Raw genomic sequence first — 13,182 nt, forward strand, 5'->3', positions numbered from 1 at the left:
ACCCCAACCGAGCGGCTTCGCAGCGAAGGGCGCGTCAAGCCTGCCGCCGGGGCAGGCGTTGACCGGGCCGAGCCAGTTCGGTCTGACCACGCTCCTCCCGTGCGCTCGCACCACGTCCCGCTCCCGGCCATCGACGGCGGCGCGTATCGTTCGCCGGGGTGCGACTGGGTTCGCCCGGCGCCAATGGGACGGTGACGTACCGAACACCGCCCGCGCGGACCAGCGCAGGCAGGGCGCGCGCACGGCGTCAGCGCTCATCGGGACGCACCACCACGACCGGACAGGGCGCGTGGTGGATCAGCGCCTGGCTGGTGGAACCCAGCACCAGGCCTGCGAACCCGCCGCGCCCGCGCGACCCGACGACCAGCAACGTGGCGCCCTTCGCCTGGTCCATCAGCAGCCGGGCGGGGCGCGCCCGCGCCACCACCGACTCCACCTCCACCTCCGGGTGCCCGGCCCGCCACGGGGCGAGCCGCGCGGCCAGTTCCTGCTCGGCCTGCTGGGAGAAGGTGTTCCAGTCCACTGCCAGGTACCCCCCGGTGGAGACGGTGTCGAGGGTGTGGTCGGTCCACGCGTGGGTGGCCACGACCGTCGCCCCGGTCGCGGCGGCGTAGTCGAAGACGTAGGCCAATGCCGCCTCGTCGGAGCGACCGCCGTCCACGCCGACCACCACCCGGGGACGGCCGGGCGCGGGCTCCTCGCCGCGCACCACCACGACCGGGCAGTACCCGTGCGCGGTCAGCGCGACGGCGGTGGAGCCGAGCAGCAGCCCGGAGAAGCCGCCGAGGCCGCGCGAACCGAGGACGAGCATCTCCGCGACCCGGCCGGCCGCCAGCAGGTGCCCGATCGCGTCGCCCTCCAGCGCCTCGGTGCGCACGAGCAGCCCCGGCGTCGTCTCGTCGGCCGTCAGCCGGGCCTGCGCCAGCACGTCCTGGGCTTGCGCCCGCAGGCCCGCGCGCAACCGCTCACCGGTGGCGGCGATATCCGGGTAGCCGGTGACCGGCCAGGGATAGACGGTGAGGACCCGCAGCTCCCGACCGAGGCGCCGGGCCTCGGTCGCGGCCCAGACCAACGCCCGGGTCGCGGACTCGGAACCGTCCACGGCGGCGAGGACCGGTCGGGTGCCGCTCACGCGCGAGTTCCCCACACGTCGCGGACCGGGGCCGGGAACTCCGGGGGCAGGCCGTCCGGGCCCACCGAGCGGACCTCGGCCCGGGCCACACCCGGCACCGACTCGGCGAGCACCTTGGCCACGTGCCGGTCGCCCGCGTCGTCGAACTGGTCGACGACCCGCGCATGGCCCGCGACGACCCGCACGGCCCAGCGTTCGCGTCCGCCGAACACGGCCAGCGTGCGCAGCACCTCGGCGGCGATCTCGGCGTCCGGGCGGGCCACCACCCGCACCAGGTCGCGCCGGGTCACCACGCCGACCAGCCGCGAACCGTCCACAATGGGCAGACAGCGGCGGCGGTCGTCGGTGAACACGCGGGCCAGCACGGCCGCGTCGGTGCCCGCGCTCATCGCCACCGCCGGAGTCGTCATGATCTCCCCGACGGTCACCGCGGGCACCGTCGTGCCCGCGCCGTCACCGGAGCCGTCGCCGAGGTCCGCACGGGATCCCGCGTCCGCGGGAAAACGATCGCGCAGCACGTCCGCCTCGGTCACCATGCCGACCAGGTCACCGTCGTCGACCACGGGCAACGCGGTGTAGCCGTGCTCGGACAGCATTGCCGCCGCCTTCTTGACCGGCGTGTCCGGGCCGACGGTCAGCACCGGACTGGACATGATCTCCCTGGCCCGCATGGCATTCCTCCTCCTCGCGCCCTGATACACCACCGACGTTAGGCACCCAGCCTGCTCGCCACCGCCGTCGGAGGTCCCGCGCTGTCCGGGACCTTCGCGTGACCGGGTGGGGCTGTCCGGCGGCGGCGCGATGGTCCCGGCCCGCCCTACCTTCGGACCAGGACCGAACGGAGAGGAGAGCGCCATGCGGCACCGGACGATCGAGACCGTGATGACCCCGGACCCGGCGACGGCCACAGTGGACACCGGCTTCGCCGACCTGGTGTGGCTGATGTCCGAGCGGGAGGTGAGCGGGTTGCCGGTGGTGGACGCCGACCGACGGGTGCTCGGCGTGGTGTCCGAGGCCGATCTGCTGGCCAAGGAGAGCGTGCTGGAACGCCCGCACGCCGTCCCCGCCCTGTTGCGCAGGCACACCGAACGCGTCCGCGCCCGGGGCACCATGGCGGGTGAGCTGATGACCTCCCCCGCGGTGACGGTGCGCGCGGACGCGACCCTGCCGGAGGCGGCCCGCCTGATGGCCGACCACCGGGTGAAGCGGCTGCCGGTGGTCGACGGGAACGGCGTGTTGGTCGGGGTGGTGAGCAGGTCGAACCTGCTGTCGGTGTTCACCCGCCCGGATGCCGCCATCACCGAGGAGATCGAGCAGGACGTCTTCCGCGGCGCACTGGGTGTCAACCCCGTCGGCGTGGAGATCCGGGTCGTCGACGGCATCGCGCACCTCGGCGGGCAACTGGAACGCCGCAGCTGGATCGACGTCGTCACCGCCCTCGTCCGGCGGATCGACGGCGTGGTGGACGTGCGCGCCACGCTGACCTACGCCTGGGACGACACCGGTGTGACCATCCCCGAGGCCATGACCGTGGACATCACCCACGAACCCCGCCGGTAGACCGGACGGGGACGGGCGCCGCGGCACCCGTCCCCGTCCCGCTCACAGGCCGCGCCGAGCGCGTGCACCGATCGACTGCGGACGCCATCGGCAGTCACTCCGCGGGAGGTCCCGGCACGACGGCCACCGGACATCCCGCCACGCGCACCAGGGCCAGGCTGGTCGAACCGAGGCCGACGCCCGCGAGCGCGTGGTGCCCCCGGGTGCCCACCACCAGCAGCCGCGCCGCGCGCGCGTGGTCCAGCAGCGCTCGCACCGGGCGGTCGCGCTCGACCACGGCCGTCACCACCACATCCGGGTACTTCTCCCGCAGGCCCGCCAGACGCTCGCTCAACAGGCTCGCCTCCCGCTCGGCGATCCCCGTCCAGTCCAGGTCCAGCGGCAGCGCGCACCACAGGCCCGAGAACGCCACCTCGCTCCAGGTGTGCACCGCGGTCAACGGGGCGCGATGCACCGAAGCGGTCTCGAAGGCCACCGCGATGGCGGCCTCGCTCGCGGGTGAGCCGTCCACCCCGACCACCACCGGCCGCCGGTCGGCCGCCGCGCCCTCCTCGCGCACCACGATCACCGGGCAGCCGACATCGACGGCGTGCTCGGTCAGCGCCGCGGACACCGACCCCATCGATGCGTCGCCGAAGCCGTCGAGCCCGCGCCCCCCGGTGACCAGTCCCCAGGCGCCCGTCGCGGACTCGGCCAGCACGTCGACCGCGTTGCCCACGCGCAGCTCCTGACGGACGTCCACACCGGGCTGGGTACGGACGACCAGCGCCGCGGCGACGCGCAGCCAGTGCCTGCCGTGGTCGGAGAGCGCGTCGAGGTAGTCCGCCTGCACGCGGGAGTCGACGGGATGGCGCAGCGGTGGTGGTACGCACGCGTGCACCAGCCGCACCGGGAACTCACGAGCCGCCGCCTCGGCCGCGGCCCACCGCACCGCGGTGAGCGAGGCCGCGGAACCATCGACTCCGACGACGACGGGCGGCCGGGTGGGGACAGGCTGCCCGGTCATCGCGCGGGCTCCTCGTCGGGTCGGAGCACGGTGCCCGGCGGTCGGCGCGGGCTCGCCGGGACGATCTCGGCGGGGTGGCCCACGCGCAGCAGGGCCTGCGGGTAGCAGGCGAGTTCCAACCGCTCGATCAAGCCCGCGCGGGACTCGGTGACGTGCAGCGGCTGGGTCAGCACCGAACACGCCAGCCCCTCGGCCACCGCGGCCAGCCAGACCCGCTCCAGGGCCATCCCGGCTCGCAGGTGGTCGCCGTGTCCGTCGCCGAGGGTGGTGATCAGCAGCTGGGACTCGGTCGCCAGCCTGCAGGCGAGCACCTCGCGGTCCGGCAGCGGGGTGTGCCGGTCGACCAGGCCCGCCCAGGGCAGCGACCGGTGCCCGGCCGCGCGCACCAGCCCGTCACCCGAGCCGGTCCGGGTGCCGGGCGTGGTCCACGCCGCCAGCTCGCGCTGGTAGGCGCGGTCATGGCGGTGCACCGCGGCACTGTGGACCAGCACCCGGGCCAACTCGGGCAGTTCGGGCTCGCGCACGGTCCGGATGTACACACCCGGCACGTCGGAAGCGTGCGCCACGACAGACAGCAGGTCCGCGGGCACCCGGTCCGGGGTGAACGGACCGCGGTGGCTGCGTCTGGCCCGGATCGACCGGTACGCCGCCAGTTCCGCGATCGTGGGCTCGGCACGGTCGAGGACGGCGACCGCGGCGACCACATCGGGTCGCGCCGGGTCGGGGAACTGTGCCCACTGCTCGGCCCAGCCGAGTTGGCGCACCGCGAGCCGCAGGTTGGTCAGCGCCGCGCCGCACGAGATCAACCGGTCGCGCCCCAGCGGGTCGTGCCGCGGCAACGCGATGTCGGCGCGCTCCAGCAACGCCATACTGCGGCAGGCGGGTCGCAGCAGCCAGGGTTGGGTGTTGTGCACGGAGGGCGCGCGGCTCACCGCGGCGGTGATCACCGCGAGCTCGCCCTCGGTCCACTCGTCCACGCGGCCCATCACTCGACTCCATTCCGGTCGGTGGTCACGAAGCTCGTCACGAGGTCAGCGGGTCTGCGCGGCGTGGGGGCGCCCGGGTAGCCGAACCCGATCCGCAGCACGGTGTGCGGTGTCCCGCCGACGTACTCGCCGAGCGCCGCACGAACCGCGGGCACCTCGATCGGCTGTGACAGGAACGACACGGCCAAACCCTCCGCCGCCGCCGTCAGCAGCACCCGCTGCGTAGCCTGCCCGGCCACCACCTGCTCGGCGAGCGTGTCGCCCGCGGTGGTGAGCACGACGAGCAACGGCTGCCGCTCGAACACCGCCTGCCGGGAACCCGCGCCCGCGCCGAAATCCCGCGGCGTGATGACGTTGTCCGGCGCGGGCGCATGTCCCAGCGCCACCGTGGGCACCCCGTCCGGCCTGCCCGCGTCGGCCAACCAGCTCCGCAGCTCCGCGTGGTAGTCGGGATCTCGGTCCTGGATCCGATCCGCCTTGCGGACCAGATCCGAGATCGGGGTGAACTCCTCCGGGCGCGCCGCCACGAACGGCAACGCGCCCCCCACCACAGCGGCCCGCTCCAACCGCCCGCGCAGGTGAAGCGGGACCGGCCGCTCCAGGAACGGCCTGCGGTTGGTGTGCCTGCGGTCGATGGCCCCGGCCAGCAAGCGCTCCTCGTCTGTTGCCCGATGTGCGCCGCGCGGCTCGACCACGGCCAGCAAGTCCAGGTCAGCATGATCCGGCATGACCCGGACGTCGGTCTCGTGGCCCGCGGCGGCCATCCGCAGGCGGAGGTTGAACAGGGCGGCTCCGCAGGACAACCGCGCCTCTCGCGCGTCCGGGTCGGCGACCGCCAGCACGCGGCCCCGGTCCAGCCGCACCTCGACGCGGCCGCCGCGTACGACGAACCGCCACGGCTGGGTGTTGTGCGGAGACGGCGCCCGAACCGCGGCCCGCAGCGCCTGCCACAGCACCGCATCGTCCACAGGAGACTTCGAAGTGGTCGGCATGGCGCTCCTCTCGTTGCTCCTCCAGGCTGCCCCGACCACCCCATCGCCCGACACTTGCGCCGGGCCCCGGGGGGCGGGGACCTTCGGCCTCCCCCGGGCGGGCGGGACCCCACCGAGGATGCTCAGGAAGCGAACCCGCGGACCATGTCGGCGGCGGTCAGGATGCCCACCACCCGGCCTCCGTCGGCGACCAGGACCACGTCGGCGGCGCCCGCGACCATCGCCGCGGCCGCCTTGGGCAACTCGGTGAGCGGATGCACCACGGGGCCCACCGCGCGAGCCAGGCGCGCCACGGGCGTGGTGTCCGTGCCGTGCGCCCAGGCGTGCCACAACAGGTCGGACTCGTGCGCGACGCCGACACAACGCGCCCCCGAGATCACCGGCAGATGGCGCACGACCGAGCGGGCCATCAACCGCAATGCCACCCCCACCGACGCGTCCGGCGTGATGGCCACGACGTCTCCGGTCATCACGTCGGTCACCCGCACGGGCGCGCTCACCGCTCGGTCACCGTGGACGCCATCTCCGGGAGCAACCGGGTCGCCAGTTCCCGATCGCGCCGGGGACGGGGTAGCGGCACGGGTTCGACAGCCGCGAGCGATTTCGCCGGGTATGCGTCCTGTGCGCGCAGACCGAGCATGTCGAGCAGGAGGCGCAGGTCGTCGGCGTCGTGCGCGGCTGCCGCGGTGGCCAGCACGGCCCGTGCGCGCTCGTCCGCGGTCACCGGGCCGCACCGGACAGGGGCGTGGCGGGCGAGGTCATGGTCCGCGAGTCGGCGGGAACCACCACTACCGGGCAACACGCGTGGCGCGCGCAGTAAGCGCTCACCGAGCCCCGGAGGGTCAACAGCGCGTGGCCCGCCCGCCGCACACCCACCACCAGCAACGCCGAGTCGAAGGAGACCCGTACCAACTCCGGACCGGGCGAACCGGGCAGCCTGCGGCGCCACACCGACGCCCGCGGGTGCGCCGCGACCGCGGCCGCCACGGCGGTGTCGAGTTCCGCGTCGGGCTCGTCCGCGCGCCCGACGGTCACCACGTGGACGCGGTAGCCGCTGCGAGCCCCCTCGGCCAACGCCCAGCCCAGCGCCGCCATGCCTGCCGGGGAACCGTCGACGCCGACGGTGAGGTGATCGCCGATCATGACTTCCACCTGTCGTCCGGCCCGGCCTGCCGCCACGTGGTCGCGGGACCGGCTCGGCACTCGGCACGCGGCGGGGACACCGGCGTGCCTGGTGGCTGTTCCGATCCTGGGCTTGGGCCGACCACGGCGGGAGCGGCCGCGGGCCCCTCCCGGCAGGGACCAAGGCCCCGGTGCTCCCGGGCCTGCGAGCCGCTCCGAAGTCGCGACGACGCGATCGGCCCGCCGGTGTCGAACCGGCGACGCCCGAACGCGTCCAGATCAGGACCGTCCGGACCCGCCCGCGCCGATCCCGACCCGGGCCGAGCGGGCCCCACCCGTCCCGACGCCGCCGACCACCGCGCCGCCGTCGACGACGAACTCGCTGCCGGTGGAGTAGGTCGCCTCCGCGGCGACGAAGGCGACCATCGCGGCGACCTCCTCGGGCTCACCGAACCGGGCGATCGGCTGTCTCCGTCCCAGTCGGTCACACCTCCGGACTCCGGCGGGAAACGGCCGTCAGGCAGTGCCCTAGGTCCGCAGTGGACGGGGAACGACGGCACTGCCGACCGGGCACGTCCGCGCGCAGGATCGGGATCATGCAACGGATACTGGTGCTGTACGCGAGCAAGATGGGTGCCACCAAGGAGATCGCCGAGGCGATCGGCGAGCAGCTGGTGGCGCGAGGCCTGCATGCCAAGGTCCACGACGTGCAGGAGGTCCGCGCGCTGGACGGCTACGACACGGTCGTCCTCGGCAGCGCGATCTACGCGGGCCGCTGGCGCCCCACCGCTCGGTGGTTCTTCCACCGCTACCGTGCCGAACTCACCCACCGCCGCGTGTGGCTGTTCGAAAGCGGCTGGCTTGGCACGCGTCCCGCCCGGCTCTCCCCGACCGCGGGCGGCCGCAGGCGCGCGGCCCGCGTCGGCGCCGAGCCGCCGATGGTGTTCGGCGGCAGACTGGATCCCGCCAGGGCCACCGGTGTCCTCGCCCGCGCGATGGCCAAACGGATGGCAGGCGACGCACGCGACTGGACCGAGATCCGGGCCTGGACCGACGGGATCGCCGACCGGCTGATCCGCGAGCAGGCCGGACACGGCACCCACACCTGACGAAGCACCACCGGACCCGGCCGGGCCGGGACCATCGCCGGTGCGGTTCGAGGCCGTTGTGCGCTGTCCGGCCGCGTGACCCCCACCGATGATCATCCTCGGTACCGGTGCATCGCCGCACCGAGCCGAGGAGAGGAGAAGGTCATGAGACGCTCCGCTCGCGGGACGATCAGATCCGCCTGCACCCTGACCGCGGTCGTGGCGACCGCGGTCCTCGGGTCGGCGGGCCCCGTGTTCGCGGCCGAGTCCCCTACCACGTCTTCCACCACGTCCCCGACCATGGCACCTCCGACAACGACAGCTCCGACAGCCGCCACCACGACCGCCACACCGGTCACACCGACCAGGCCGCCCACCACCGATCCCGGGTCCACCCCGACCACCGGATCGCCCGGCTCGCCGACCACCACCACCACGCGGACCGTCGGGACGACGAGCGCGGTCCCGCGCACCACCCCGACCGAGCCGCGGCCACCCGCCCCGACATCCGTGCCGGTCGGCACCACCACCGACGCGCCGCCCACCACTCGGGCCGTTGACCTGCCCGACCTGCGGATCACAGCCGAGTTCGACAAAGCGGTCTACGACGCCGCCGACCGGGTCGGCGTCCGGATCACCGTCACCAACGCGGGCAACGCCCCGACCGAGCACCTGTTCATCTCGACATCGGGCAACCTCGAATACATCGGCAGGTACGTCTTCGAGCCCCTGGCACCCGGGGCCACGTTCGCGACCACCGAGTACGCCCCGCTGGCCCGACTCGACGACGCGCGGCTGGTGCGGTTGACAACCACGGCGGACGGGGGCGGAGCCGACGCCGATCCCGCCGACAACACCACGTCCATCACCGCCCCGGTCACCGTGCGCACCGGGAACTACTCCGGCACCGCCTTCACCGACCGGGACGGCGACGGTGTGCTCGATCCCGGTGAGCAGAGTCCGCACGCCCAGGTCTCGATGACCGGCGGATCGCCCTTCGGCAGCTATTACCGGACCGCCGATGCCGAGGGGAGGTTCCGTTTCGACGGCCTGCGGGCAGGCAGCTACGACGTCGCGGTCACCGCTCCCGGCTGGGAGTTCGACCGTCACCAGGTGTCGCTCGACGACGGCGACGACGTCTCGGCCGTGATCGTCGGACGCAGGCTGGTGACCGAGGCGCTACAGGTGCGCATGCGGTTCACCGCCCCGGAGTACCACGCGGGCGACCGGGCGGCACTGGAGGTGACATTCACCAACACCGACACCACCGCGGCCGTCGCCGGGCTGCACGCGAGCTGCTACACCTGGCCCGCGACCGATGACGCGGCCTCCTGGGGTCCGTTGGCGCAGTCCGCGCCCGGTCTGACCGTTCCCGCGGGCGCGACCGTGATCGTCCGCCCCGCACTGACCGTGACCGAGGAGAACTACCAACGCGGGTTCGTCAGAGCCGAATGCGGGTTCCACTACGTGCTCTTCGGCGCCTCGCTGTCCGCCGCGGCCACCGCCAGGGTGCCGGGCGGCGTCGCCACCCTGACCGGCGGCGTCTTCGGCAGGCAGCTGGAACCCAAGACCCGTCCGGGACCGCCGCGGTACGAGTCCCTGTCCGGGGTCAAGGTGTACCTCCGGGACCAGGATGGCCGCGTCGTCGCGCGCGCGGTGACCGCGATGGGGATCTTCAGCTTCCGCGACATCCCCGCCGGGCAGTACGAGTTCGGCGTCGTCGGACCATGGAAGCTCACCTTCGGCGGCACGACCTACCAGGCCCGCGCGGGCGAGAACGCGATCGACTACTACTACGGGCACATGTACCTGGTCATGGCCGGGCCCGAGCAACCCGACCCCGATCCACCCCAGCAGACCGGTCCGGGCGGCGCACAGGTGCCCGGAACAGTGCCCAGCGCACACCGGACCGCTGAACCGGTGCATCAGGCGACGCAGCGCGTCCCGGCCGCAGCCGGGGCATTGGCGCAGACCGGCGCCGACGTCGCCTGGCTCGCCACCAGCGGACTGGTCACGCTGGCCCTGGGTGCCGCTCTCGTCCTGTGGCGCAGGCCGAGGCGGCGGTAGCCCCTTGATCACGGAGACCGGGGTCGCACGATGGTGCGACCCCGGTCCCTTGGTCCCTGTCGGTGTTCCGGCGCCGTGGAGACGATTCAGAGGTGACCACGCAGACGACGGCGACGCGGACCGATCCGCGCGAACCGGCGGAACGACTCATGCGCGACCTGCGCACACGTCCGGAAGGACTCACCGCACGCGAAGCCGCGCGCAGGCTGGAAGCCCACGGTCGCAACGTCTTGACCATCCGATCCGGACACGGGTGGGCGCGGCAGCTGCTCGGCCAGTTCACCCACCCCTTGGCGCTGCTGCTGTGGCTGGCCGCGGCATTGGCCTGGATGTCCGGGACCACCGCGCTCGCCGTGGCGATCGTCGCGGTGATCGCGGTGAACGCGGCGTTGGCGTTCGCCCAGGAACAGCAGGCCGTGCGAGCCGTCGCCGCGCTGGCGGCCTACCTGCCGGTGCGCGCCCAGGTCGTGCGCGACGGCATTCGATCCACTGTGGACGCGGCGGATCTGGTCCAAGGGGACGTGCTGGTCGTCGAGGAGGGCGATCGGGTCTCCGCCGACGCGCGGTTGCTCACCGGAGCCGTCGAGGTGGACATGTCCACGCTCACCGGAGAATCGCTGCCCGCCTTCCGCTCAGCGGATCTGACCGATGTCGACGGCTCCGTGCTGGAGGCGCGCGACCTGGTGTTCAGCGGCACGAACTGCACCGGCGGTGAGGCCCGCGCGGTGGTGTTCGCCACCGGCATGGCCACCGAGCTCGGCCGCATCGCGGCGCTCACCCAACGCGTCGACCAGGACGTGAGCCCGTTGGAGCGCCAGGTCAAACGGGTGGCCTGGCTGATCGCGGCGGTCGCCGTCGGCGCCGGGATCGCGTTCCTGCCGCTGGGTACGCTGGCGGCCGGGCTGCCGCTGTCGGACGCCTTCCAGTTCGCGATCGGCCTGCTGGTGGCCAATGTCCCCGAGGGCCTGCTGCCCACGATCACCCTCGCGCTCGCCGTCGGGGTGCGCGTCCTCGCCCGCGGCGGCGCCGTGGTGAAGCGGCTCTCCGCGGTGGAGACGCTGGGGTCGACCACGGTCATCTGCACCGACAAGACCGGCACGCTCACCCGCAACCGGATGCGCGTCACCGAGATCTGGACCCCGCAGGGCGTCATCCCACCCGGTTCCCGCCCCGACACCGGCCGGTTGCTCGCGCGCACCCTCGCCGCCTGCTCCAATGCCGAGGTCGACCCCGCCGAGCCGGACGCGGCGTCCGGTGACCCCACCGAGATCGCGCTCCTGCTGGCCGCGGCCGACCTGGGTGCGGACATCTCGACCACCCGGCGCGCGGCGGCGCGGACGGCCCAGTTCCATTTCGACCCCGCGCTACGCTTGATGTCCACGGTGGACAACCTGGGCGGCACGGTGGTCGACGTCAAGGGCGCGCCGGAGGAGGTGCTGCGGCGCGCCACCAGGATCCACGGGCCGCACGGCCCCCGAGCGATGTCACCAGAAGACCGGACCACCGCGGAGACCGCCGCGGCCGACTACGCCCGGCGCGGCCTGCGGACGCTCGCCGTCGCCTATCGCGAACTGGATCCCGGCGCGCCCACACCCACCGCCCGCGCCGACGCCGAACGCGACCTCGTGCTGCTCGGCCTGGTCGCCCTGGTCGACCCACCCCGCCCCGAGGTGGCCGCGGCGGTCGACCGCTGCCACCGCGCGGGCATCCGGCTGATCGTGGTGACCGGCGACAACGGCCTCACCGCCGCCGAGATCGCCCGCCAGGTCGGCATCGGCACCACGGGCATCACGGTGGTCACCGGCGCGGAACTGGAGGCCATGCCCGAGGCCGACCTGGACCGCCTGCTGCGCGACGGCGGCGAACTGATCTTCGCCCGCAGCTCCCCCGAGGTGAAGCTCCGCGTCGCCGACGCCCTGCGCGCCCAAAGCCACGTGGTCGCGATGACCGGCGACGGCGTCAACGACGCCCCCGCCCTGCGCCGCGCCGACATCGGCGTCGCCATGGGCCGCTCCGGCACCGACGTCGCCCGCGAGGCCTCGACCATGGTCCTCACCGACGACAACTTCGCCACCATCGTCACCGCCGTCGAGGCAGGCCGCCGCGTCTACGACAACGTCCGCAAGTTCGTCGTCTACATCTTCGCCCACGCCACCCCCGAGGTCGTCCCCTTCCTGGTCTTCGCCCTCTCCGGTGGCGCCATCCCGCTGCCCCTCACCGTCCCCCAGATACTCGCCGTCGACCTCGGCACCGAGACCCTGCCCGCCCTCGCGCTCGGCCGCGAACCGGCCGAACCGGGCCTGATGGACCGCCCACCCCGCCGCCGCACCGACAACGTCATCGACCGCCCCATGCTCGCCCGCGCCTGGGGCCTGCTCGGCGGCCTCTCCGCCCTCCTCGTGCTCGGCGGCTACCTGCTCACCCTGCGGACCGGCGGATGGACACCCGGCGCCCCCACCGGACCAGGAACTCCCCTGCACCACACCTGGCAGCAGGCCACCACCATGAGTTTTCTTGGCATCGTCGCCTGTCAGATCGGCACGGCCTTCGCCGCCCGCACCAACCACGCCTCCCTGCGCGCCATCGGCCCCCTCTCCAACCGGCTGCTGCTGTGCGGAATCGCCTTCGAGCTCGTCTTCACCGCCGCTGTCCTGACCGTCTCGCCGCTGGCCCGTGTCTTCGGCATGGCTGTACCGCCGGTGTGGCAACTGGCCCTGCTCCCCCTGTACCCCGTGCTGGTCTGGGGCGCCGACGAACTATGGCGAGCCCACCGCAGACGGCATGAGGCGGACCCGCTGGAGTACCGGAACTCCATGGGAAGCCACTGAGCAGCGACGGCCGACGAGAGCTCACCGACCGGCCACCCATGCCGGCACACCGAGACGCTCCGGGCTGATCGACCACGGAGCGCCGAGAAGCACTTCCAGCGAGTACCGGAACCTAGTGTCCTGCGCCAGGAATTCGATCAAGATATGAGCCGAGGCGGTCGAGGATCTCGTCCGCGTTCTTGGTCCAGACGAAGGGGTTGGGGTTCTCGTTCCAGGTCTTGATCCAGTCGCGGATGTCGTTCTCCAGGGCGCGCAGGGACTTGTGGGCGGCGCGGCGTAGTCGTTTGTCGGTGAGCAGACCGAACCATCGCTCGACCTGGTTGAGCCAGGAGGAGTAGGTGGGGGTGAAGTGCATGTGGAAGCGCGGGTGCGCTTCCAGCCACTTCCGGACGGTGGGGTGT

The 13,182-nt window shown here is 73.3% G+C and carries 15 protein-coding genes; 4 read left to right on the forward strand and 11 right to left on the reverse strand.

Annotated features, from left to right (window positions below; translation table 11 throughout):
* Positions 1-247 precede the first annotated feature (247 nt).
* Together C503_RS0134725 and C503_RS0134730 are read right to left on the reverse strand one after the other, a co-directional pair.
* Positions 248-1,132: a universal stress protein gene (locus C503_RS0134725; RefSeq protein ID WP_018686825.1), complete on the reverse strand. Its 885-nt coding sequence runs from the start codon at positions 1,130-1,132 to the stop codon at positions 248-250.
* Positions 1,129-1,803, reverse strand: a complete 675-nt coding sequence (locus C503_RS0134730; RefSeq protein WP_018686826.1) for a CBS domain-containing protein — start codon at positions 1,801-1,803, stop codon at positions 1,129-1,131. The genes C503_RS0134725 and C503_RS0134730 overlap by 4 nt, the downstream gene beginning before the upstream one ends.
* Positions 1,804-1,987: 184 nt before the next feature.
* Between C503_RS0134730 and C503_RS0134735 the strand changes: the two genes are divergently transcribed.
* Complete coding sequence (locus tag C503_RS0134735) at positions 1,988-2,692, forward strand: CBS domain-containing protein (RefSeq protein WP_018686827.1); 705 nt, start codon at positions 1,988-1,990, stop codon at positions 2,690-2,692.
* Between the two features lie 94 nt (positions 2,693-2,786).
* On the opposite strand, the gene C503_RS0134740 is transcribed toward C503_RS0134735, so the two are convergent.
* The 7 genes from C503_RS0134740 to C503_RS45295 form a co-directional block, all read right to left on the reverse strand.
* Positions 2,787-3,698, reverse strand: coding sequence for a universal stress protein (locus C503_RS0134740; protein ID WP_018686828.1), 912 nt, complete (start codon positions 3,696-3,698; stop codon positions 2,787-2,789).
* The gene (locus C503_RS0134745; protein WP_018686829.1) at positions 3,695-4,684 is read right to left on the reverse strand and encodes an Acg family FMN-binding oxidoreductase; all 990 of its coding nucleotides are present in this window, start codon (positions 4,682-4,684) and stop codon (positions 3,695-3,697) included. Before C503_RS0134745 ends, C503_RS0134740 begins: the two co-directional genes overlap by 4 nt.
* Positions 4,684-5,676, reverse strand: a complete 993-nt coding sequence (locus C503_RS0134750; protein WP_033401377.1) for an Acg family FMN-binding oxidoreductase — start codon at positions 5,674-5,676, stop codon at positions 4,684-4,686. Before C503_RS0134750 ends, C503_RS0134745 begins: the two co-directional genes overlap by 1 nt.
* Positions 5,677-5,798: 122 nt before the next feature.
* Positions 5,799-6,176: a CBS domain-containing protein gene (locus C503_RS0134755; protein ID WP_018686831.1), complete on the reverse strand. Its 378-nt coding sequence runs from the start codon at positions 6,174-6,176 to the stop codon at positions 5,799-5,801.
* Positions 6,173-6,400 (reverse strand): hypothetical protein, encoded by a 228-nt coding sequence (locus tag C503_RS0134760; protein ID WP_018686832.1) that lies wholly within the window; start codon positions 6,398-6,400, stop codon positions 6,173-6,175. The genes C503_RS0134755 and C503_RS0134760 overlap by 4 nt, the downstream gene beginning before the upstream one ends.
* Positions 6,397-6,819 carry a universal stress protein gene (locus C503_RS43910; protein WP_018686833.1) on the reverse strand — a complete coding sequence of 141 codons (423 nt, stop codon included), beginning with the start codon at positions 6,817-6,819 and terminating at the stop codon, positions 6,397-6,399. Before C503_RS43910 ends, C503_RS0134760 begins: the two co-directional genes overlap by 4 nt.
* 258 nt (positions 6,820-7,077) lie before the next feature.
* Entirely contained in the window at positions 7,078-7,278 is a 201-nt protein-coding gene (locus C503_RS45295) for an SDR family oxidoreductase (protein ID WP_084477478.1), read from the reverse strand.
* A gap of 116 nt (positions 7,279-7,394) precedes the next feature.
* Between C503_RS45295 and C503_RS42040 the strand changes: the two genes are divergently transcribed.
* Entirely contained in the window at positions 7,395-7,907 is a 513-nt protein-coding gene (locus C503_RS42040; RefSeq protein WP_018686835.1) for a flavodoxin domain-containing protein, read from the forward strand.
* A gap of 92 nt (positions 7,908-7,999) precedes the next feature.
* Here C503_RS42040 and C503_RS0134780 read toward each other — a convergent pair whose 3' ends face one another.
* Positions 8,000-8,416, reverse strand: a complete 417-nt coding sequence (locus C503_RS0134780; RefSeq protein ID WP_156893719.1) for a hypothetical protein — start codon at positions 8,414-8,416, stop codon at positions 8,000-8,002.
* Here C503_RS0134780 and C503_RS0134785 point away from each other — a divergent pair.
* A complete protein-coding gene (locus C503_RS0134785) occupies positions 8,397-9,953 on the forward strand; it encodes a carboxypeptidase-like regulatory domain-containing protein (RefSeq protein WP_018686837.1) in 1,557 nt (518 codons plus the stop codon). The two genes, C503_RS0134780 and C503_RS0134785, sit on opposite strands and share 20 nt — an antisense overlap.
* Before the next feature lie 149 nt (positions 9,954-10,102).
* Positions 10,103-12,781, forward strand: coding sequence for a cation-translocating P-type ATPase (locus C503_RS0134790; RefSeq protein WP_063710870.1), 2,679 nt, complete (start codon positions 10,103-10,105; stop codon positions 12,779-12,781).
* Between the two features lie 112 nt (positions 12,782-12,893).
* On the opposite strand, the gene C503_RS0134795 is transcribed toward C503_RS0134790, so the two are convergent.
* A partial coding sequence (locus C503_RS0134795) for a transposase (protein WP_018684871.1) occupies positions 12,894-13,182 on the reverse strand: 289 nt, incomplete at its 5' end.

The organism is Actinokineospora enzanensis DSM 44649 (assembly GCF_000374445.1).
Lineage (GTDB): Bacteria > Actinomycetota > Actinomycetes > Mycobacteriales > Pseudonocardiaceae > Actinokineospora > Actinokineospora enzanensis.